Source organism: Micromonospora sp. WMMD1219 (assembly GCF_049315215.1).
Lineage (GTDB): Bacteria > Actinomycetota > Actinomycetes > Mycobacteriales > Micromonosporaceae > Micromonospora > Micromonospora tulbaghiae.
In genome coordinates this window covers 1,694,414-1,715,193 of record NZ_CP186057.1, presented here as the reverse complement: position 1 = coordinate 1,715,193, position 20,780 = coordinate 1,694,414, and the positions used below count along the sequence as shown (strand labels likewise).

The 20,780-nt window shown below is 74.2% G+C and carries 21 protein-coding genes; 14 read left to right on the top strand and 7 right to left on the bottom strand.

The window, feature by feature from the left end:
- Nucleotides 1-61: 61 nt before the first annotated feature.
- Nucleotides 62-829 (top strand): class I SAM-dependent methyltransferase, encoded by a 768-nt coding sequence (locus ACN27C_RS08285; RefSeq protein WP_422750849.1) that lies wholly within the window; start codon nt 62-64, stop codon nt 827-829.
- Here ACN27C_RS08285 and ACN27C_RS08280 read toward each other — a convergent pair.
- Both ACN27C_RS08280 and ACN27C_RS08275 read right to left on the bottom strand, forming a co-directional pair.
- The gene (locus ACN27C_RS08280; RefSeq protein WP_364811130.1) at nt 804-998 is read right to left on the bottom strand and encodes a DUF397 domain-containing protein; all 195 of its coding nucleotides are present in this window, start codon (nt 996-998) and stop codon (nt 804-806) included. The two genes, ACN27C_RS08285 and ACN27C_RS08280, sit on opposite strands and share 26 nt — an antisense overlap.
- The gene (locus ACN27C_RS08275; RefSeq protein ID WP_357898420.1) at nt 989-1,792 is read right to left on the bottom strand and encodes a DUF5753 domain-containing protein; all 804 of its coding nucleotides are present in this window, start codon (nt 1,790-1,792) and stop codon (nt 989-991) included. Before ACN27C_RS08275 ends, ACN27C_RS08280 begins: the two co-directional genes overlap by 10 nt.
- A gap of 95 nt (nt 1,793-1,887) precedes the next feature.
- Between ACN27C_RS08275 and ACN27C_RS08270 the strand changes: the two genes are divergently transcribed.
- The 6 genes from ACN27C_RS08270 to ACN27C_RS08245 all read left to right on the top strand — a co-directional run bounded on the left by ACN27C_RS08270 (nt 1,888) and on the right by ACN27C_RS08245 (nt 6,245).
- Nucleotides 1,888-2,223, top strand: a complete 336-nt coding sequence (locus ACN27C_RS08270; protein ID WP_252451212.1) for a hypothetical protein — start codon at nt 1,888-1,890, stop codon at nt 2,221-2,223.
- Nucleotides 2,220-2,777, top strand: a complete 558-nt coding sequence (locus ACN27C_RS08265; RefSeq protein WP_422750848.1) for a putative immunity protein — start codon at nt 2,220-2,222, stop codon at nt 2,775-2,777. Before ACN27C_RS08270 ends, ACN27C_RS08265 begins: the two co-directional genes overlap by 4 nt.
- Nucleotides 2,774-3,289: a putative immunity protein gene (locus ACN27C_RS08260; RefSeq protein ID WP_120572479.1), complete on the top strand. Its 516-nt coding sequence runs from the start codon at nt 2,774-2,776 to the stop codon at nt 3,287-3,289. The genes ACN27C_RS08265 and ACN27C_RS08260 overlap by 4 nt, the downstream gene beginning before the upstream one ends.
- 114 nt (nt 3,290-3,403) lie before the next feature.
- Entirely contained in the window at nt 3,404-3,934 is a 531-nt protein-coding gene (locus ACN27C_RS08255) for a SigE family RNA polymerase sigma factor (RefSeq protein WP_120572478.1), read from the top strand.
- Nucleotides 3,931-5,061 carry a hypothetical protein gene (locus ACN27C_RS08250; RefSeq protein WP_364811121.1) on the top strand — a complete coding sequence of 377 codons (1,131 nt, stop codon included), beginning with the start codon at nt 3,931-3,933 and terminating at the stop codon, nt 5,059-5,061. Before ACN27C_RS08255 ends, ACN27C_RS08250 begins: the two co-directional genes overlap by 4 nt.
- Before the next feature lie 170 nt (nt 5,062-5,231).
- A complete protein-coding gene (locus ACN27C_RS08245) occupies nt 5,232-6,245 on the top strand; it encodes a hypothetical protein (protein ID WP_387032586.1) in 1,014 nt (337 codons plus the stop codon).
- A gap of 52 nt (nt 6,246-6,297) precedes the next feature.
- Here ACN27C_RS08245 and ACN27C_RS08240 read toward each other — a convergent pair whose 3' ends face one another.
- Together ACN27C_RS08240 and ACN27C_RS08235 are read right to left on the bottom strand one after the other, a co-directional pair.
- On the bottom strand, nt 6,298-7,701 hold the full coding sequence (locus tag ACN27C_RS08240) for a PQQ-like beta-propeller repeat protein (RefSeq protein WP_422750846.1): 1,404 nt from the start codon (nt 7,699-7,701) through the stop codon (nt 6,298-6,300).
- 19 nt (nt 7,702-7,720) lie between these two features.
- Nucleotides 7,721-9,205 (bottom strand): hypothetical protein, encoded by a 1,485-nt coding sequence (locus tag ACN27C_RS08235; RefSeq protein ID WP_120572475.1) that lies wholly within the window; start codon nt 9,203-9,205, stop codon nt 7,721-7,723.
- Nucleotides 9,206-9,460: 255 nt separating this feature from the next.
- Between ACN27C_RS08235 and ACN27C_RS08230 the strand changes: the two genes are divergently transcribed.
- The 3 genes from ACN27C_RS08230 to ACN27C_RS08220 are packed head-to-tail and all read left to right on the top strand — an operon-like array spanning nt 9,461 to nt 11,623.
- On the top strand, nt 9,461-10,231 hold the full coding sequence (locus ACN27C_RS08230) for an SGNH/GDSL hydrolase family protein (protein ID WP_120572474.1): 771 nt from the start codon (nt 9,461-9,463) through the stop codon (nt 10,229-10,231).
- A gap of 2 nt (nt 10,232-10,233) precedes the next feature.
- Nucleotides 10,234-10,680, top strand: a complete 447-nt coding sequence (locus ACN27C_RS08225; RefSeq protein WP_121685747.1) for a hypothetical protein — start codon at nt 10,234-10,236, stop codon at nt 10,678-10,680.
- A 40-nt stretch (nt 10,681-10,720) separates the two neighbouring features.
- Complete coding sequence (locus tag ACN27C_RS08220; protein WP_121685746.1) at nt 10,721-11,623, top strand: sulfurtransferase; 903 nt, start codon at nt 10,721-10,723, stop codon at nt 11,621-11,623.
- Between the two features lie 85 nt (nt 11,624-11,708).
- Here the strand turns inward: ACN27C_RS08220 and ACN27C_RS08215 are convergent, their stop codons facing one another.
- Genes ACN27C_RS08215 through ACN27C_RS08205 form a run of 3 tightly spaced genes read right to left on the bottom strand, consistent with a single transcriptional unit; the run spans nt 11,709 to nt 14,045 of the window.
- Nucleotides 11,709-12,902 (bottom strand): hypothetical protein, encoded by a 1,194-nt coding sequence (locus ACN27C_RS08215; protein WP_422750845.1) that lies wholly within the window; start codon nt 12,900-12,902, stop codon nt 11,709-11,711.
- Entirely contained in the window at nt 12,899-13,429 is a 531-nt protein-coding gene (locus ACN27C_RS08210) for a SigE family RNA polymerase sigma factor (protein WP_184977550.1), read from the bottom strand. Before ACN27C_RS08210 ends, ACN27C_RS08215 begins: the two co-directional genes overlap by 4 nt.
- 16 nt (nt 13,430-13,445) lie before the next feature.
- Nucleotides 13,446-14,045, bottom strand: a complete 600-nt coding sequence (locus tag ACN27C_RS08205; RefSeq protein WP_121686476.1) for a TetR family transcriptional regulator — start codon at nt 14,043-14,045, stop codon at nt 13,446-13,448.
- A gap of 90 nt (nt 14,046-14,135) precedes the next feature.
- On the opposite strand from ACN27C_RS08205, the gene ACN27C_RS08200 reads away from it, so the two are divergent.
- From ACN27C_RS08200 to ACN27C_RS08185, 4 genes are all read left to right on the top strand, one after another.
- Nucleotides 14,136-15,275: an FAD-dependent monooxygenase gene (locus tag ACN27C_RS08200; RefSeq protein ID WP_422750844.1), complete on the top strand. Its 1,140-nt coding sequence runs from the start codon at nt 14,136-14,138 to the stop codon at nt 15,273-15,275.
- 163 nt (nt 15,276-15,438) lie between these two features.
- Nucleotides 15,439-17,232: an HSP90 family protein gene (locus ACN27C_RS08195; protein WP_358170640.1), complete on the top strand. Its 1,794-nt coding sequence runs from the start codon at nt 15,439-15,441 to the stop codon at nt 17,230-17,232.
- Nucleotides 17,225-20,068: a hypothetical protein gene (locus ACN27C_RS08190; RefSeq protein ID WP_358170643.1), complete on the top strand. Its 2,844-nt coding sequence runs from the start codon at nt 17,225-17,227 to the stop codon at nt 20,066-20,068. Before ACN27C_RS08195 ends, ACN27C_RS08190 begins: the two co-directional genes overlap by 8 nt.
- 71 nt (nt 20,069-20,139) lie before the next feature.
- Nucleotides 20,140-20,754 (top strand): TetR/AcrR family transcriptional regulator, encoded by a 615-nt coding sequence (locus tag ACN27C_RS08185; protein ID WP_120572441.1) that lies wholly within the window; start codon nt 20,140-20,142, stop codon nt 20,752-20,754.
- The last annotated feature ends 26 nt before the right edge of the window (nt 20,755-20,780 follow it).

Genomic DNA, 20,780 nt, shown 5'->3' with positions numbered 1-20,780 from the left:
CGGTAGCTAGCAACGCTTAATACCGGGGATCCCGGAGAACGGCTTCCTCTACATTCGGCGGATGACCACCACTCCGTCGGCTCGCGCCGTGAGCCAGTACGCGACGACCACCGGCAACCTGACCGCCCGCATCGCACTGCACTCGTACGGCACGAACCCGCAGGGCTGGTTCGCCTGGCTGGGCGAACGGCTGCCGCTGACCGGGGACGTGCTGGAGGTGGGCGCCGGCACCGGCGAGCTGTGGCGCCGGGTCGGCCGTCGCGGCCGGCTCACCCTCACCGACTTCTCACCCGCCATGTGCGCGCGGCTGCGCGAGGTGCCCGACGCCCGGGTGCTGCGCTGCGACGCCACGTACCTGCCGTTCCGAGCCGGCGTCGCCGACGCGGTGATCGCCAACAGCATGCTCTACCACCTGGACGACCCGGACGCCGCGCTGCGCGAGTTCGCCCGGGTGCTGCGCCCCGGCGGGCGGCTGGCCGTCGCCGTGAACGGCCGCGACCACATGGCCGAGCTGAACACGCTCGGCCCGGTGATCGGCCGCCCGGACCTGGCCGTCCGGTTCCACGACCGGAACGACGTGACCGCCGAGGCGACACCGGCCCGGGTCGCCGCCCACTTCGACGACGTGACGGTCGAGCGCTACCCGGACGAGCTGGTGGTGCCCGCCGCGGAGCCGATCCTGGCGTACGTCGCCAGCATGATCGGGCCGCTCACCGCCGCGCAGGAGGCGGCCGCCCGCGCCGCGATCCAGGCCCGCATCGACGCCGAAGGCGCCTTCCGGGTACGCAAGCACACGGTGCTGATCAGCGCGGAGCGCGGCTCCCGCTGACCCGGACGAAGGCACGCCAGGCGTCGGGCGTGAAGGTGAGCACGGGTCCGGCCGGGTCTTTGCTGTCCCGCACCCCGACCACACCGGCCAGATTGTCCGCCACCTCGACACAGTCGCCCTGGGTGCCGCTGCGGCTGGACTTCCGCCAGATCGCTCCGGTCAGCTCCACGAGGTCATCACGTCCTTCATCAGCTCGACCGACTGTCGGCGCGGTAGTGCCTCGCTGCGGACACTCTCCCATCTGGACAGCAGGATAGCCACGTCCTCGTCCTTGTCGACCACGACGCCGCCGAGTTGGTTCTCCAGGTGGCCGACCCAGCCGCCGTCTGTTCCCCGGGCCAGCGCGAACGGTCCGACCAGGCCGACGTGCATCGTGACCGAGGCCGGCACGATGTGGATGTCGACGTGCGGGCGCTCGGCGCACTCGACCAGGTGTGCGATCTGCTCGGCCATGAGTCCGCGGTAGCCCTCGTCGGCGCGGCGCAGGACGGACTCCTCGATGACGGCGATGTACTTCGGGCGACCCGGGTCGGACAGGATGGACTGCCGGTCCAGCCGCACCCCGAGCCGCCGTTCCACCTCGTCATCCGTGATCAGATCGTCCGTGCGGATCATCGCCCGGGCGTAGTTCTCGGTCTGGAGCAGTCCGGGCACCAGGGTCGGTTGGTAGGTGCGCAACTGCTGCGCCTGGCGTTCGGCTTCGAGCCAGGGGCGGAACCAGCTCGGCTGGCCGTCGCGCTCGGCGAGCTTGAGCAGCGACGTCAACAGCCCGCCGGTGCCGAGCACCTCGTCGGCCCGGGCGAGGAAGAACCGGTCGAGCGGCCGGTGGCCCAGCTCGACCGCCGACACCTGGGAGCCGGAGAAGTGCACGAGCCTCCCGAACTCCTCCTGGCTCAGCTCGGCCCGCAGCCGCAGTCGCCGCAGTTGCGCGCGGATCAGCTCGGCGGTCGGCTCGTTCTCCACACGCCCTCCTCAGTCCGCCGCCGGTCTCCCGGCCTCTCCCCGGACCGGCCGCGACGGCTTCCGAGCGTAGTGGTGTCGTCAGCAGACTGTCACGCATGAACCTTCCCGTACCGCGGCTCGGGCCGTACCCCGATCGGCCCCGCCCCTACCCGCCGGACCACCCGGCCCACCTGCCGATCCGGCCGCTCTGGCTCTGCCGCGCCTGCGGCGGACCGTGGCCCTGCGCGCAGGCCCGCCTGCTGCTCAAGGTCGAGTACGCGGACCACCCCGTCGACCTGGCGGTCTACCTGTCCGGGCTCTACCACGAGGCCACCCACGACCTGTTCCGCCTCAATCCACACGACGGGCCGACCCCGCGCGAGCTGTTCGAGAGGTTCGTCGGCTGGGGCCCGTACCGGCGGAGCATCACCGATACGATGCCCGCGACATGACAGCGCCCGGGGACTTCGACCTGACGACGGACGAGCTGCGCGAGGTGGCGCGGTACGCGGTCCGGCACGCGGAGGACGTCCTCCCGGTCTACGAGCGGGCGGTTCCCGGTGACCCACGTCCCCGTGCGGCTGTCGACGCGGCCTGGACGTTCGCGCGCGGCGCCGCCCGGACGAAGCTCCAGCGGGTCACGTCCCTCGACGCGCACCGGGCCGCCCGGTCCGCGCCCACCGAGGCCGCGCGCCTGGCCGCCCGGGCCGCCGGTGACGCCGCGGCGGCCGCGTACCTGCACCCGATCGCGAAGGCCACCCAGGTCGGCCACATCCTGCGGGCCGCCGCCAACGCCGCGCGCGTCGCCGAACTGGAGGCGGGCGGCGACGTGACCACCGGCGAGGCGCTGCTGGAACGATCCCGGCGGCTCGCCACACCCGTGCTCGTCGACGTGCTCCGCCGCTACCCACCGGTGACCGGCGGCGGCAGCCGGGTCGCCCGGCTGATGAGCAGCCTCGACCACGACCTGCGCCAGGGTGACGCCGGGGCGGAGGTCGCGCCGTGATCCTGCCGAAGATCCGCGATCCCCGGTTCACCACGATCCGCCGGGGCGGCACGCTCACCGACGAGCACCACCACCTGCTGGCGCTCTGGGCGGCCACGTGCGCCGAGCACGTCCTCGGGCTGTTCGAGGCGGTCCGGCCGGACGATCCGCGTCCGCGGGAGGCGATCGAGCACGCACGGGCCTGGGTGCGGGGCGAGGTCAGGATGATGCAGGCGCGCGCGGCCGGCGGGCACGCCATGGGCGCGGCCCGGGACCTGCGCGGGGCGGCACGCAACGCCGCGTACGCCGCCGGTCAGGCCGCCGTCGTGGCGCACGTGGCCGCCCACGAACTCGGCGCCGCCGCGTACGCGATCAAGGCCGTACGCGCGGCGGCGCCCGCCGGTCTCGGCGAGGCGGCCGGGCGCGACGAGTGCCGATGGCAGCGCGACCAGCTCCCGGCGGAGATCCGCGACCTGGTCCTGGACGACCAGCGCCTGCGCAACGACATCTGCTGGTCTGTCTTCGACTGCTGACGCCGGCGGTGCCGGTCGAGAAGGAGTCACCGGCGGCGGCAACCATGGCGTGGACAACTGGCGTCTCGGAAGGCATCACGCTGATGCACCACCTGACCCCAAGGACCGGCTCGTGTGGACCCTCTCCTGAATGAGTTCGACCTGTTCGTCCGAACTCGCACCCCCGCGTTACTGCGATCCGCCTACCTGCTGACCGGCGACCAGCACCTGGCCGAGGATCTCGTCCAGTCCGCGCTCGCCCGTACCCACCGTGCCTGGAACCGGTTGCACGAGACCGGCAACGCGGAGGCGTACACCCGGAAGATCATGTACCACCTGCAGGTCTCCTGGTGGCGGCGCCGCCGGGTGGCCGAGTCGATGCCGGGCGACATGCCCGAGCCGCGCGGAGGCGACTCGACCCCCGACCACGCCCAGCAGACCACGCTCCGGCTGACCCTCCGGTCCGCGCTGGCCCGGCTGTCCGCCAAGCAACGGGCCGTGCTGGTCCTGCGGTTCTTCGAGGACCGCACCGAATCCGAGGCCGCCGAACTGCTCGGCGTGACCGTCGGCACCGTCAAGAGCCAGACCTCCAAGGCGCTGGCGAAGCTGCGCAGCGTGGCCCCGGAGCTCGCCGAGCTGTACGTCACGGAAGGAACCGCCCGATGAACCAGGACCGACTGCGTTTCGACCTGGCCGACCTGGCCGAGGAGGTCACCCCGGTCGACCTGCGTGACCGGGCGCTGCGTACCTCGCGGCGGCTGGGCATCCAGCGGGCCGTCGCCACCTCCGCCGCCGCGCTCGTGGTGCTGGCCGCCGCGACCGGGACGGCACTGGCGATCCGGCCGAACAGCCAGGCGCCCGCACCGGCCGGCCCGTCGGTCACAGTCACCGCCCCGCCGGTCGAGCCGTCCCGTACGCCCTCCACCGATCCGTCCCGCACGTCGTCCGCCGACGCGAGCACCGCCACGGGCCAGGCGCAGTCGTCGCTGGCCGGTACCCGCTACTACCTGCAGCAGACGTCCACCCGGTCGCGGATCCACGAGGTCCGCGGCACGCAGGACCGGGTGGTTCACGAGGTCGTCCACGAGGCCGCCTCTCGCTGCGAGGCCAACACCGTCAGCATCTCGCCGGACGGCAAGCGGGTGGTGTGGGTGCAGGACAGCACCGACAACGCGAACGGGGTGCTGCTGATCGCCACCGTCGGAGAGAAGGGGGCGACGACCCTCGCGGAGGGGATCAGTTGCCTCGGTGCCCGGCCGCTGCGGTGGAAGGGCGACGACCTGTTGATGGTGCAGCGGAAGAACCGCCAGTCCGTGCTCTACGACGTGACGGCCAACAAGCAGGTCGTCGGCGACCCGGGCCAGGAGACCAAACGCTGCTGGTCCGCCGACGGCACCTGGCTGGCCGCCGAGTCGGACGGCAAGCCCTACGTCTCGGACACCACCGACCTGCGGCAGTACACCTACACCCCACCCGCGCAGGAGGCCGCGAAGTGGGGCGGCTGGGAGGCCCGCAGCGTGTCCACCGACGGCCGCTACGTGGCAGTGGGCTGGATCGGCACCGACCCGTCCCGCCGGGACGGCAGCTTCGCGGTGGTCGACACCAGGACCAGCAAGGTGGTCGACCTGCCCGGCACGGGCGAGGTACGGAGCATCCTGTTCAGCGCCGACGGCACGGTGTTGCTGCGGCGCGGTACCGGCATCACGGTCCTCGACCGTGAGTTCAAGCCACTCGGCACGGTGACCGAGCCGGCCCCGACCCGGAGCCGGGCACTGCTGGCGTACGTGCCCTGAGCCGCCTCAGACAACCCCTACAGGCCCCTGGCGCTTCGTGCGCCGGGGGCCTGTCCGCGTCCGCCGACCCGGGCCGAAGTTCTTTCGATCAAGCGGCAACCATGCAGATCGAAACCGACGTCTGGGAGTGCATCAGAGACGCGCACCAACCAACCCCCGAGGATCGATTCGTGAACGTCATCGTCACCAGCGCCCGCGGACTACGTACCGTCGCCGCCCTCGCCGCCGCCGCGTTCGTCGCCGTGGGCGTGAGCGCCTGCGGCGACGGCGGGTCCACGCCGTCCGCCCCCGCAGCCGGGCAGTCGTCCGCCGCCGCACCGTCGTCCGCCGCCCCGAGCCCGTCGGACGCCTCCTCCGCCGCACTGCCCGGCACCCGGTACTACCTGTCGTTCGGCGAGCAGGCCGCGGAGGTGCACGTCGTCAAGGGCGGTACCGACCGGGTGAGCGCCAGCGTCCCGTACGGCGGCGGCGACTGCGTCCGGAACACCATCACGATCTCGCCGTACGGCGAGCGGCTGGCCTGGGTGGAGGGAGCGGCCGGAGCGGAGGCCGGCAAGCTCGTGACCACCCGGATCGACGGCAGCGACCGGGCCACCATCGCGGCGGAGCCGCCCTTCTCCGGCAAGGCGCCCTGCGACGGCGGCGACCCGCTCGTGTGGAACACCAACGACCGGGTGCTGGTGCAGCAGGACGGCCACATGGCGCTCATCGACCTGAGCAGCCGCAAGCCCGCCGACGGCGACGCCGGCAACGAGACTCTGAAGTGGTGGACGCCGGACGGCCGCAACTGGGCCGCCGTCTCCGAGGGCCGGCCGTACGCGACGACCGACCCGAAGGTGACGTTCTACCGCTACACGCCGCCGGCGGCCCAGGCGGCCCGCTACGACGGCTGGCGGGTCCGCAGCGTCTCGGCGGACGGCCGGTACGTGGCCGTCGGTTGGATCAACAAGGACGAGACCCGCAACGACGGGAGCTTCGCGGTGGTCGACACCAGGACCAGCAAGGTGGTCGACCTGCCCGGCACGGGCGAGGTACGGAGCATCCTGTTCAGCACCGACGGCACGGTGCTGGTCCGGCGCGACAACGGCATCAGCGTGCTGGACAAGCGTTTCCAGCCGGTCGGGACGGTGACCGAGCCGGCCGGGCTGAGCGGGGCGCCGCTGCTGGCTTACGTGCCTGCCTGACGACAGGCGACGCGGGGCGGGTCACCGACGGGTGGCCCGCCCCGCGTCGTACTCAGCGCAGGACGGTGATCGCCGCGTCCGCGGTGACGTGCTTCCACGGCACCAGCACCACCGTGCCGTCGCGCTCCAGCACCTTCGCGTCGCTGCCCTCGGTGCCGGCCGACAGCGGCGCCTCGGCCAGCACGCTCACCGCGCCGGTGACCGGGTCGATGCGGACCAGCCGCGGGGCGAGATCCCGCCGGTCGCCCACCTCCCACGCCAGCACGCCCTGCTCGTCGAGGCGGATGAGTTCCACCTCGCCGTCGGTGTGCCCGGCCGACACCCAGCGCCGCTTGCCGGTTGCCAGGTCGATCGCCACCACCTGGTTGGCCTGGCGTATCTTGCCGCCGACGTTCGTCGCCTCGGTGGGCAGGTAGAGCGTGTCCGCGTCGGCCAGGTACGGCCGGATCTCCGGCCCGCTGACCGTGTTGGAGCGGTTGATCGGAAGGTCGCTGAACCGCGTACCGTCGACGGGGTTGCCGAACGTGGCCCGCGCCTTGCCGGCGGCGTCGCGCGCGACGAACGTCTCGCTGACCAGGCCGGGCAGGCTGACCAGCGGGTCGACGCTCAGCACCCCGGCGCTCTGCTGCGCGGCGGGCAGTTTCTGCTGCCAGCGCGGCTTGCCGGTGGCCGGGTCCAGGCCGAGCAGCGCGCCCTGGTCGCCGTCACAGCGCGCGGTGACCACCGCCTGGTCCCCGGCGGCCTGCGCCTGGGTCAGACGGCAGTCGCGACCGGGCAGCAGCCGGTCGGCGTCGGTCTGCCACAGCCGCTTGCCGTCGGCCAGCGAGTAGCCGAGAACGCTCTCGCCGCTGCGCACGACGACCTGCCCGGCGGCCACGGACAGGTCCGGGGCGGCGATCTCGGACCGGCCCGTCCGGCGTTCGACCGGGAACGTCGCCCGCCACGTCTGCGTGCCGCCGGCCGCGTCGAAACCGACGAGCGTGTCGCAGGAGTCGGCGGAACCGAGCGCCACCACACCCCGCCCCTCGGCCAGCGTCTGGGCGGCCGCGCACAGCGAGGACGCCTGCGGCGCGGGCACGCCCCACGCCTGGGCGCCGTCGCCGAGCCGGTAGGCGATGATCCCGTCCGGCTGGGCCCGGACCACGGCGTCACCGACCAGCCAGGCGCCGAACATGTCCTGCCCGTCGTACGTCTTCAGCCCGTTGCGCTGCCGCTCCGGGAAGTCCAGCACCCACGCGGTGCGCAGCTTCTTCCCGTCGTCGTCACCGCCGCCGACCAGCCGGGACACGCCGTAGGCGGTGCCGCCCGCGACCGCGAGCACCGCCACCAGGCCACCGGCGACGAGCAACGCCACGCGCCCGCGCCGCTTCGGCGCCGACGGCGGCGCACCGGCCGGACCCGGCCGGCCCACCGGCGGGTACGCGGGCGGCGGGTACTGCTGGTGCTGATAGGTCATCGGTCGTCTCCCGTTTCCGTCAGCCGTCCAGTTCGCGGACGTAGTCGGCCCAGCCGGCCCGGAACTCGTCGAGCGACACGCCGAGCACGTCCCGGGCGGCGCGGTCGGTAGGGGTGCCGGCGTAGACCGCCTCGACGAAGCGGAACAGCTTCGGCTCGCCGTGCTTCTCGGCGAGGTGGTTCATCGCGGTGTGCCCGAGCCAGTAGTGGAAGGTCAGCATCCCGGGGTTGTCCCAGTCGCTGTTGCCGGGCAGCGCGCCGTTCCAGCCGTTGCGGACCATCTGCCGGGACGGCGCGGTACGGTCGCTGGCGGCCAGAGGGCGGCCGTGGAAGGCGATGTACTCGGCGAAGCCCTCCACCACCCACTCGTCGAGCTTGCTGAACTCGTCCACGGCGGCCAGGTCGGTGCGGAGTGTCATCAGGGAGTGCGCGATTTCGTGCCGCAACACCATGTGGGCGTCGTTGTCGCCGCCGGAGCGGGTGAAGTAACGATCGCTGGTGTCCACCACGACGCGGGTGCCGCCGATCGTGTCCTTGCCGTCCTTGCGTTCGGCGGCGACCATGCCCACCGAGTAGCCCGCCTCGGTGGCCTTCTCGGTGCCGATCCGGTAGAGCGAGGTCATCTCGTCCTTGCCGTCGGCGAGCGTGACGACGAACTTGTCCGACAGCGGCTCGGGCGGCGCGTTGGCCCGCCACACGGCCAGGTTGCTCGTCACCGCCTTGTCGACGGCCGGGGCGTACCGCCTCGCCACGCCGGCCCGGGCCGCGTCGGTGATGATCAGGGCGAACGGGGTCCGCTCGACGTGGATCTCCTGCCACTTGTCCCACGGCCCGGGGTAGTAGACGGTCTTCGAGTCGCCGTTGCCGCCGGCCGGCGCGCCGGTCACCGCGGTGACCTGGATGGGCGCGTCCTTGCCGGCGCGGACGATCGTCCAGCGGTACCACTCGGCGACCGGTGCCAGGTCGAAGCCGTCCAGCTGGTGCACGAAGGAGACGTCGAGCTGGAACGTGATGCCCTGCCCGAAGGTGTCGCTCACGCGGCCCTGCTTCTCGATCATCTCGTAGCGGGCCACCGACAGCGGCAGCTTCGCCAGGTTGCGGAACAGCTGGGCCTGCCCGGTGACCAGCTCCTTACGGGCCGGGTCGAACGCGGCCAGGTAGCCGTCCAGGTCCTTCGCCGCCAGCGCCGTGCTGTGCCGGTCGAGCAGTGCGGTCAGCTCGGCGTCCGTGACGGTGACGCCGTTCGCGCCGGCCGCCGCCTTCGGCGCCGGGCCGTCCTCGTCGTCGCCGCGCATGCCCAGCCCGACGCCGACCGCCGTGCCGGCGCAGACCGCCAGCGCGAGCGCGCCCGCAGCGAGCCCGATCCAGAGCCCACGGCGGGACTTCGGTGCCGGGGGCGGCGGCCCCCACGGCCCCGGCTGCGCGGGCGGCGGTGCCGCGCCGTACCGGGGGTCGGCGTTGCCGGGCGGTGGCCAGCCCGCCGCCGGTGGGTGCCCCTGCGTCATGTGGTTCCTCGCTCGTGCCGGGTGCGGGACCGGCCGGACGGTTTTCGCACAGCCGGATGACGGCAGACATCATCCCCGGTCCGGGCGACGGATTCTGCCCCGCCGGACGTGTCGGACGGATTTGTCCCGCCGGGTGGCGCTCGTGAACAGGACGTCGAGACATCCGCCACGTCCGGCGTCCAGGGCCAGCGGGACCGGCCCGCGCGGTGACAGACTGTGCGACGCACTTCTGCCGGGACGTCTGAGGGAGGCGCCGTGCGCTGGCGCAGCTACGTGGCGGTGGGCGACAGCTTCACCGAGGGCATGGACGACGCATATCCGGACGGCAGCTACCGGGGCTGGGCCGATCTGGTCGCCACCCGCCTCGCCGCCGAGGCCGGTCCCGACTTCGGGTACGCCAACCTGGCCATCCGGGGCCGGCTGTTCCCGAACGTGGTGGCCGAGCAGGTGCCCGCAGCGCTGGCGATGAAGCCCGATCTGATCAGCTTCGCGGCCGGCGGCAACGACGTGCTGCGCCGCAGCTTCGACGCGGACGCGTTCGTCCCCCGCTTCGACGCGGTCGTGCAGCGGCTGCGGTCCGGCGGCAGCGACGTGGTGCTGTTCCGGTTCGCCGACGTGATGTCCCGGCTGCCCGGCCAGCGCATGATGGCCCCGCGCGTGGCGCTGCTCAACCGGGTGGTCGGCGAGGTGGCCGAGCGGCACGGCGCGATCCTGGTCGACCTGTACGCCGACGACACCTACCTCAACCCGCTGCTCTGGAGCACCGACCGGATTCACCTGTCCGCGGAGGGCCACCGCCGGGTCGCCGCGCAGGTGCTCACCGCGCTCGGCGTCGGCTGCGAGGAGGAGTGGCTGCTGGTGCCGCCGCACCCGGCGCCCAGCCCGTGGCTCGCCGCGCGCGCCGCCGACCTGCGGTGGGCCGGCAAGCACCTGGCGCCGTGGATCAAGCGCCGGCTGACCGGGCGGTCCTCCGGCGACTTCATCACCGCGAAACGGCCGGTGCTCGGGCCGGTCGAGGCCGACTGAGCGTGCGTACGGTCCACGCCGCCGACCTGCTGCGGCTCACCGTCGACGACCCGTCCCGCCCCGGGCTGGCGGTCGTGGTCGCCGGTGACCGGGTCGAGGCGATCGTGCCGGCGGCCGAGCTGTCCGGCGCGTACCCCGGAGTGCGGGTGCGGCGGTGGGCCGGAACGCTCGGGCCGGCGCTCGTGCACGACGGCCCGCTGCCTCCGGCGCCCACGCCCCGCGAGCGGGTGCACGCGTTGTTCCGGCTCGGCGCCGCCGCGGTGCTCGACGACCATGTCACCGATCCCGCACTGCGGTCCGCCGCGGCCCGTAACGACGTGGCGGTGCTGCCGGTCGCCCGGCCGCCCGCGCTGGTGACCGGCGGGCGGGCCGACCTCGCCGTGTTCGGCCCGGACGGCTCCTGCCTGGCCACCGTGGTCGCGGGCCGGCTGGTCCACCGCCGCGCCTGACCGGCACCGCACTCCGCTGATCCGGCGTACCTTGGGGATCATGCCTGTGCCGAGCGATCCGCATCCCCACCTCCAGTCGTACGCCGACCCGCAGCGCCTCGTCACCACCGAGTGGCTGGCCGAGCACCTGGGCGACGAAGGGCTCGTGGTGGTCGAGTCCGACGAGGACGTGCTCCTCTACGACACCGGCCACATCCCCGGCGCCGTCAAGGTCGACTGGCACACCGAACTCAACGACCAGGTCACCCGCGACTACCTGGACGCCGCGAGCTTCGCCGAGCTGTGCGCGGCCAAGGGCATCGGGCGGGACGACACGGTCGTCTTCTACGGCGACAACTTCAACTGGTGGGCCGCGTACGCCCTCTGGGTCTTCTCCCTCTTCGGTCACGCTGACGTGCGGCTGCTCGACGGCGGCCGGCAGAAGTGGATCGCCGAGGGGCGGGAGCTGACCCGGGACAAGGTGAGCCGGCCCCGCGCCTCGTACCCGGTGCCGGAGCGCAACGACGCGCCGATCCGCGCGTACCGGGAACAGGTCATGGCGCACGTGGCGGCCGGCCGGCCGCTCGTGGACGTGCGGTCGCCCGGCGAGTACACCGGCGAGATGCTGCACATGCCGGACTACCCGCAGGAGGGCGCGCTGCGCGGCGGGCACATCCCGGGCGCGGTGAGCAAGCCGTGGAAGTCCGCCGCGAACGACGACGGGACGTTCAAGTCCGCCGACGAGCTGCGCGCCATCTACGCCGACCAGCTCGGGCTGAGCCCGTCCGACGACGTGGTGGCGTACTGCCGGATCGGTGAGCGGTCCAGCCACACCTGGTTCGTGCTGCACCACCTGCTCGGGTTCCCGCAGGTGCGCAACTACGACGGCTCGTGGACCGAGTGGGGCAACCTGGTCCGGGCGCCCGTCGTGAAGGGCGACCAGCCCGGCGGCCTGACCCGCTGAGCGTCCCGGCCGGTCCCGCCGTCACCGCGCGGCGGGACCGGTCGCGTTCCGCTCGGCTCCGCTCGGCGGGACCGGCCGGGACCGGTCAGCCGGCGGCGATCGACAGCCGGCCGGGGACGTTGCTCGCCACCCAGTCGACGGCACCGGTCTCCGGCCGCCACCGGGCCAGCCCGGCGTCGTAGCGGAGCAGCAACGCGCCGTCGGCGGTCCAGCCGTACACCTCGCAGCACCCCTTCGCCCGGTCCTCGCGGCCCAGGTCGAGCAGGCGGGTCACCGCCCCGGTACGGGCGTCGAGCACCGCCACGCCCTCGGCACCGCTCATCGTGCCGGCGGCGCCCGCGGTGGTGGTCCACCCGGCCTGGCCGATCCGGTCGCCGCGCTGCCAGCCCCGCCCGTAGACCTCGTTCACCTGGTAACCGGGGGGAAGCTCCCCGGCGGTCACCGGCCGCCGCTCCGGCGCGCCACCGGAGGCGGGGAACCGGCGTACGGCCAGGCCACCGTCCCCGGCCCAGCCGCCCACTGTGAACAGGTCACCGGACCGGGCCGGCTCGGGCACGACGAGCGTCCACGGGTCGACCGGGAGCTTCCGCGCCGATCCGGTGCGCCGGTCCAGCTCGTACGCGGTGTCGTTGTCCCCGACCACCAGCCGGTCCCCGGCCCAGACCACGTGTTCCAGGTAGCCGGCGAGCGGGTAGCGGCGGACCGCGCCGTCGGTCAGGCCGACCACGACGACCTCGCCGGTCTGCGCGAACGCGGCGGTCCGGCCGTCCGGCGACAGGCTGCCCGGCTTGAGCGGAGCGGCCTCGTTGCCCCCGGCGTCGCGGGTGGGCGCGAGCGTCACCACGTCGAGTTCCCGGACCATGCCGTCGTCACCCAGCACCCGGACCGGGCCGGCCTCGCCGGTCTCCGGGTCGATCGGCTGATACAGCGCCAGCGCCCGGCGCACCGGGCGGTCGGACAGGCCGTAGGCGACCCGGTCGCCGAGCCGGCCCAGCGGGTCGCCCGCCTGTCCGAGCCGGTCCGGGGGCCGCTGCACCACCGGCGCGCTCGGTGCCGAGGTCACAGTCGGGCGGGGCGGTGCGGCGGGGGGCGGGCCGGCGCGGTGCAGCAGTGCCGTCGTACCGCCGCCGAGCAGGACCACGGCGACGGCCGCGGCGCCGGCGGCCCGGCGGGCGCGGCGGACCCGACCGGCCCGGTCCCATCCCGTCTCGGCCGGCCGGGTCGGCCGGATCTCCTCGGCGGCCCGGGTCAGCAGCCGGGTCAGCTCGGGCTCGTTCACGGGCTCGCCTCCATCCCGGTCACCAGGTCGTCTCCGGACGTGCCGGGGGCGGGTACGACGTCGCGCAGCCGGCGCAACGCGTCGTGGCACTGGCTCTTGACCGTGCCGACTGTGACGCCGAGCGCCTCGGCGGTGGCGACCTCGGTCAGATCCTCGAAGTAGCGCAGCACCACGACGGCCCGCTGGCGTGGCGGCAGCCGGTCCAGCGCCGCGCGCACGGTGAGCCGCAGCGCGGCGTCGGCGTCGGCACCCGGCCGGTCCGGCGGGTACGCGCTGAGCCACTCCCGCCGCCGGCGTCGCCACCAGGAGACGGCGTCGCGGTAGAGGATGGCGCGCACGTACGCGGCCGGGTCGCCGTCGCGCACCGACGACCAGCGCAGCGCCAGCTTGAGCAGCGCGTCCTGGAGCAGGTCCTCGGCCTGGTGGCGGTTCCCGCAGATCAGGTACGCGGCGCGCAGCAGCCGGTGCTGGTGCGCCTCGACGAAGGCGAGGTAGTCCGCCCGCCCGTCGTCCGCGTCGCGCCCCATCCGGCTCCTCCCTCCGTCACCCGCCAGACGCGCGGGACGGGGGCAAAGGTTGGGTCAGGTAGCGCTGAATCGTCGGGCCGACCCAGGTGGCCAGTTCCTCCGGGTCGAGGTCCACCACCGGTGGCAGCCGGACGACGTACCGGGTGAGCGCGAGACCGAGGATCTGGCTGGCCACCAGGCCGGCCCGGCGGGCGGCGGTCGCCGGGTCGGCAACGCAACTGGCCACCGCTGTGGCGAGCTGGCCGGCGAAGACGCCGCGCATCCGTTCGGCCGCGCCGGGGTTGGTGGCGGCGGCCCGGAGCAGGGCGACGAGTGTCCCGTCCGCCTCCCAGCGGCGCACGAAGTGCCGGGTCAGTGTCTCGCCGAGCCGGTCCGGCGGCACCTCGGCCAGGTCGGGCAGGCGCAGGTCGAACTCGGCCGCCGCGGCGAAGAGTCCCTCCTTGCTGCCGTAGTAGCGCATCACCATCGAGGGGTCGATGCGGGCGTCGGCGGCGATGGCCCGGATGGTGGCCCGGTCGTAGCCGTCGGTGGCGAAGCGTTCCCGGGCGGCGCGCAGGATGGCCGCCCGGGTGGCGTCCGAGCGGCGGGCGCGGGTGGCGGGTTCGGTCACGTCCACGACTGTATGCCAACACGTGTTGACATCGGCTCTACAGTGAAGCCAACAAGCGTTGGCAAACAGTTGTTGACCCGACCCGGAGGTGGAACGATGCTGCCCGAACGCACTGACGTCCTCGTGGTGGGAGCCGGGCCGACCGGCCTGGCCGTGGCGGTGACGCTGGCCGGGCACGGCGTGACCGCGACAGTCGTCGACCGGCTCGCCGAACCGCCGGTCACCTCGCGCGCCGCGGTCGTGCACGCCGGCACCCTGGAGGTGCTGGACCGGATCGGGATCGCCGCGCCGCTCGCCGCCCGAGGGCTGCGCTCGGCCCGGTTCAGCGTCCGCGACCGGGACCGGGTGCTGGTCACCGTCCCCTTCGACCGGTTGCCGTCGCGCTACCCGTACGCGCTGCTGATCTCGCAGGCCGAGACCGAGGCGGTGCTCGCCGACCGGCTCACCGCGCTCGGCGGGCGCGTGCTGCGGCCGTACGAGATGACCGGGCTGGACCTCGACGGCGACGGCGCCGTCGCGCGCTTCGACGGCGGCCGCGCGGTCCGCGCGCGCTGGGTCGTCGGTGCGGACGGGATGCACAGCCGGGTCCGCGAACTCGCCGGCATCGGCTTCGGCGGCCCGGCCGACCCCGGGGAGTCGTTCCTGCTCGCCGACGTCCACGTGGACAGCACGCTGCCGCGCGACCAGGTGAGCCTCTTCCTGTCCCGGCAGGGCCCACTGGTCTGGGCGCCGCTGCCCGACGGCACGGTCCGGCTGGTCGCCACGGTGGACGCCGCGCCGCGCGACCCGCAGGCGCACCACTTCCAGGCGCTGCTCGACGAGCGCGGTCCGGCGCGCCGGCCGGACCGGGTCACCGGCATGGCGTGGTCGTCCCGGTTCCGGATCCACCACCGGATCGCGAGCACGTACCGCTCCGGCCCGGTGCTGCTCGCCGGGGACGCGGCGCACGTGCACAGCCCCGCCGGTGGGCAGGGGATGAACCTCGGCCTGCGGGACGCGGTCGCCCTCGGCGACGCGCTCGCCGCCGGGCCGCAGGCCCTCGACGGGTACGCCGCCGACCGCCGCCCCCTCGCCGAGGAGGTGCTCGGCTTCGCCGCCGGCCTGACCCGGCTCGCCGCCGCCCCGCCGCCACTCCGCCCGCTACGCAACCTGCTGCTCCGCCTCGTCTCCACAGTGCCCCCGGCCCGGAACCGAATCGCCACTCGCCTCGCCGGCTTCGAACCCTCACCCCGTTGATCTTGCAGTTGCGGCCCCTGTCTGGTCCTTTTTGTGCATGTTCGCCTGGGCAGAAACTGCAAGATCGGTGAGGAGGTGGGCGGGAGGGGAGGGGTGAAACGGGACGGACACTGTCGGCGCTGACCGGTACGGTGAGCGCCGAAAATCCGAACCGGGAGCGCGATTGGACCGCACCTTCCAGGTGGACCTCCGTGGCGTGGTCGACCTGCTCAGTCATCACCTCTACGGCAGTCCGCGGGTGTACGTGCGCGAGCTGCTCCAGAACGCCGTCGACGCGATCACCGCACGGCGGTCCGCCGAGCCGGAAGCCCCGGCGCGGGTCCGCATCGAGCCGCCGGAACTGACCGGCGACGGGACGCTGCGCGTGCACGACACCGGCATCGGCCTGACCGAGGCGCAGGTGCACGAGCTGCTCGCCACCATCGGCCGCAGCTCCAAGCGCGACGAGCTGGGCTTCTCCCGGCACGAGTTCCTCGGCCAGTTCGGCATCGGCCTGCTCTCCTGCTTCCTGGTGGCGGACGAGATCCGGGTGGTCACCCGGCACGCCGACGAGCCCACAGTGCTCTGGACGGGCTGGTCCGACGGGCGGTACGCGGTGCGGCTCGCCGAGCCGGAGCAGGCCCGGGACGAGCCCGGCACCACGGTCACGCTGGTGCCCCGGCGCGACGCCGACCAGTGGCTCGGCGTGCCCACCGTCACCGAGCTGGCCCGCCTCTACGGCGGCCTGCTGCCGGTCGACGTCCGGGTCGGTGACACGCCGACCACCTCCGGCCCGCCGCCGTGGCCGACCACGCCCGGAGCACCGGTGGACCGGGCCGCGCTCCAGCGGTACGCGCAGGAGCTGCTCGGGTTCGTCCCGTTCGACGTGGTGCCGCTGTCGGTGCCCGAGGCCGGCCTGACCGGCGTGGCGTTCATCCTGCCCGCGGCGGTGAACCCGGCCGCCCGGGCCGGGCACCGGGTCTACCTCAAGCGGATGCTGCTCAGCGAGCACGCCGACGGGCTGCTGCCCGAGTGGGCCTTCTTCGCCCACTGCGTGGTCGACGCCAGCGAGCTGCGCCCCACCGCCAGCCGCGAGGCGCTCTACGAGGACACGCTGCTCACCTCCGTCCGGGAGGCGCTCGGCGACCAGATCCGCGGCTGGCTGGTCCGGCTCGCCAAGCACGACCCGCGCCGGCTCGGCGAGTTCCTCCAGGTGCACCACCTCGGGGTCAAGGCGCTCGCGATGCACGACGACGAGATGCTGCGGCTGGTCGACCAGTGGTGGCCGATGGACACCAACGTCGGCACGCTCACGCTCGCCGAGTTCCGGCAGCGGCACGGCGTGCTCCGGTACGCCGCCAGCCTGGACGAGTTCCGTCAGCTCGCCGCCGTGGCCGCCGCGCAGGATCTGGCAGTGGTCAACGGCGGCTACACGTACGACACCGAGCTGATCGAACGGCTGCCCACTGTGGACCGGTCGGTGCTGATCGAGCGGCTGGAGCCGAGCGACCTCACCACCCGGTTCGAGATCCTCGACCCGGCGACCGAGCTGGCCCTGCGGCCGTTCCTCACCGCCGCGCAGCGGGCCCTGGAACGGCTCGGCTGCGAGGTCGTGATCCGGGCGTACGACCCGGTGTCGCTGCCGGCGCTCTACCTGGTGTCCCGCTCCGCCGCGTTCCACGACCAGCTCGCCGCCAGCCGGGACAAGGCCGACGAGCTGTGGGGCGGCGTGCTCGACGCGCTCGCCGCCTCCGCCCCGCCGGACCGCCCGCAACTGGTGCTCAACCACCGCAACCCGCTGGTCCGCCGGGTCACCACGCTCGCCGACCCGGAGCTGGTCGGGCTGGCCGTCGAGGCGCTCTACGGGCAGGCCCTGCTGCTCGGGCACCACCCGATCCGGGCGGCCGACGCCGCACTGCTGAACAGTTCCTTCCTCGGCCTGCTCGGCCGGGCCGTACCGGGAGAGACCCGTGACTGACGACGACCTCTGGCGGATGCACCACGAGATCGAATCCATGCCGTACGGGCCGGGGCAGATCGCCGCACTGGAACAGTTGCTGCGCCGCGCCGACGCGGGCGACGACCGGCACCTCACCTTCGCCGCCCGGGTCACCGGCACCACCGCGTACGTCTACGGCGGCGAACCGGCGAAGTCCTTCGTCACGTTCTCCTGGTGCCTGGCCGAGTACGACAAGGACCCGCAGCCCTACCACCAGCGCTACACGCACCAGCTGCTCTGGTTCTTCAAGTACATGGTCAACGCCATGGTGAAGTTCCCGGAGCTGCCGCTGGACCGGACGTACGCGGTGCTCGACGACATGGAACGGCGCTACCGCGACTCCGGGCACTCGCTCCAGGCGGTCTACAAGCACCGCTACCTGGTGGCCGCGCACCTGGGCGACGACGAGGCGGCGGAGCAGTGGTACCGCAAGTGGATGACCACTCCCCGCGACGCGCTGTCCGACTGCGCCGGCTGCGATCCGACCACGCAGGTCGCGCACCTGGTGCGGCACGGCCGGCACGAGGAGGCGGTGGCGCTGGCCGAGCCGGTGCTCGCCGGGCGGCTGACCTGTAGCGAGCAGCCGCAGGGGATCCTCACCGCGCTGCTCACGCCCTACCGGGAGACCGGCCGGGGCGACGCCGCGCGGGACGCGCACCGGGAGGCGTACCGGCGGGTGCGCGGCAACCTGGCCGACCTGTGGGACATCGCCGACCACGTCGAGTTCTGCACCGTGACCGGCAACGAGGCCCGCGCGCTGGAGCTGGTCGAGCGGCACCTGGACTGGCTGGACCGGGCGCCCACCCCGGCTGCCGCGATGCACTTCGCGGCCGCCGCCTCGGCGGCGCTGCGTCAGGTGCCGGCCGAGCTGACGGTGCACCGCCGCGCCTCCGGCGAGCGGCCGGCCGCGGACGTGCCGGCGGGCGCGCTCGCCGACGAGCTGGCCGGTACGGCGACCGCGCTGGCCGAGCGCTTCGACGCGCGCAACGGCACCACGCACCAGTCCGGGTTGATCGCCCGCAAGCTGGCGGCCGGGCCGGTCGGTGAGCATCTGCCCCTGTCCGCGAGCCTGCGCCGCCCGGCGGTGCCCGCGCCGCGTACCGGCCCGGACGCTCCGGTTGCCTCCGCGCAGCCGGTCACCGTGCCGGCCGACGCCGGTGCCGACGAGCTGCTCGCGCTGGCCGAGGAGTGCTGGCGCACCAACCACCGGGACGGTCTGGTCGCCGCGTTGCGCGCGTACGACGAGCGGTTCGGCGACGCCGACGTGCCCGCGACCACCCGGGCCTGGCGGCTGGAGCTGCGGGCCGGTGAGCTGTCCCAGGACGACGACGGCGTACCGGTGGCGATCGAGGTCAACCGGGAGGCGCTGGCCGCGTGGCGGGAGGTGCCGGACCCGCTGCGCGCCCAGGTGGTGGCCGGGCGGCTCGGTGTGCTGCTCAGCATGGCCGAGGAGAGCGCGGACGAGGGCCTGGCCCTGGCCCGGGAGTCGGCCGACTACCTAACCGAGCACGGCGGGCCGCGTGACCGGGCCGCCGGCTGGGACCGCCTCGCCCTGGCCCACGTGCACGGCGAGCGGTGGGCGGAGGCGCTCGACGCGCTCGACCGGGCCGCGGCGGAGGCGGACGCCGATCCGTGGCTGGCCGGGCGGGTCGCGCTGCACCGCACGCACGTGCTGGAGCAGCTGGAACGGACCGAGGAGTTCCGGGACGCGGCGGCGCGGTCCCGTCGGCTGGCGGGCGAGCTGGGCGACGCCGAGATGCTCACCGGCGCCTGCCTGGCGTACGCCCGCGCCACCGACGACCCGGCCGACGCGGTGGCCGCCTGTGAGGAGGCGCTGTCCGTGGCACCGGCCGGTGCGCACCTGCCGCTGCGGGTGACCCGGGGCCGGGCGCTGATGGCCGCCGACCGGGCCGGCGAGGCGGTGGAGGATCTGGCCGAGGCGGTCACCCTCTGCGTCGAGCAGGGGCTGGAGGGCGACGCGCTGCTGCGCTGGGAGCTGGCCGAGGCGTACCGGATGGCCGGGCGGCTGGCCGAGGCCGCCGAGGTGGCCGAGGAGGCGGTGCTCGGGCTCGACCGGGCCGGTGCGCAGGCCGAGGCGGACCGGTGCCGGCACCTGCTGTCGGGCATCTACGCGGGGCTCGGCGAGACGGATCTGGCGCTCGCGGTGCTCGACACGCTGGCCGAGAACCTGGACGGGCCGGACAATCTCCCCCACCGGGCGCAGGTGCTGGAGGAGTCCGGTGGCCTGCTCTACGACGCCGACCGGGACGCCCTGGCCGCGCAGCGGTTCGCGGCGGCGGCGACCGCCTGGCGGCTCGCCGGCTACCAGGTGGACGAGTTGCGGGCCCGGCGGCGGGAGCTGCTCGCCCTGCACTGGTCCGGTGACCTGCCGGCCGCGGTGGCCGCGATCGAGCGGGTGGACGAGGCAGCGGCCGCGCTGCCGGTCGGCGCCGACGAGCCGCCGGTGGTCACGTACGAGCGGGCGATGGCCGCCGACGCGGTGGCCCGGGTGCTGATCGGCGAGGACCGGCTCACCGCCGCGCTGGACCGGGTGGACGGCGTGCCGGAGCGCCTGCGGTCGATCGAGGCGTTCGGCGAGGCCGCCCAGGTCGAGGTGCTGACCGGCGAGCTGCTGCTGCGTGACGGCCGGCCGGAGCAGGCCGAGGGGCTGCTGCGCCCGGTCCTCGGCGGGCTGCCCACCGGTTCCCGCCCGGCCACGCAGGCCGCCTGGCTGCTGGCCCGCGCGCTCGACGAGCAGGGCCGGGAGGCCGATGCGGCGAAGGTCCGCGCCGACCACGGCATCGAGGAGGACTGACGCGACGGGCTGGGGCAACCGTTGGGTAACCGCGGCTGCCCCAGCTCGAACGCGAGGTCTAGGCTGGTCCGGTGGCGGTGGAACAGCAGGCACGGGGGGCGGCGGGCGCGGCCCGGCGCCGGTCCCGGCGGGACGAGATCCTGGAGATCGCGGTCGGCCTCTTCGCGGCGCGCGGCTACCACGGTGTGTCGATGGACGACATCGGCGCGGCGGCCGGGGTCACCGGTCCGGCGCTCTACCACCACTTCGCCGGCAAGGAGGCGATGCTCGTCGCCGCGCTGATCCCGGTGAGCGAGGGGTTGCTCGCGGGCGGGCGGGAACGTGCCGCCGGTCACCCGGGCGACCCGCGTGCGGCGCTGGAGTCGCTGATCGACTTCCACGTCGACTTCGCGCTGGCCAACCCGGCGGTGATCGCGTTGCACCTGCACGAGCTGGACCGCCTCCCGGACGAGCCGCGCCGCCGGATCCGCCGGCTCCAGCGGATGTACGTCGAGGAATGGGTCACCGTGCTGACCGCGCTGCACCCCGGCCTGCCCGACGGCGAGGCCCGGGTGCTCGCCCACGCGGCGTTCGGCCTGATGAACTCGACCCCGTTCCTCGGCGGCGAGGTGGACCGCCGGCGCCGGGCCGAGCTGTTGCGCGGCGCGACCCTCGCGGCCCTGCTCGCGCCCACCGACCCGACCTGACACGCCGCGCTCACCTTAACGCGTGT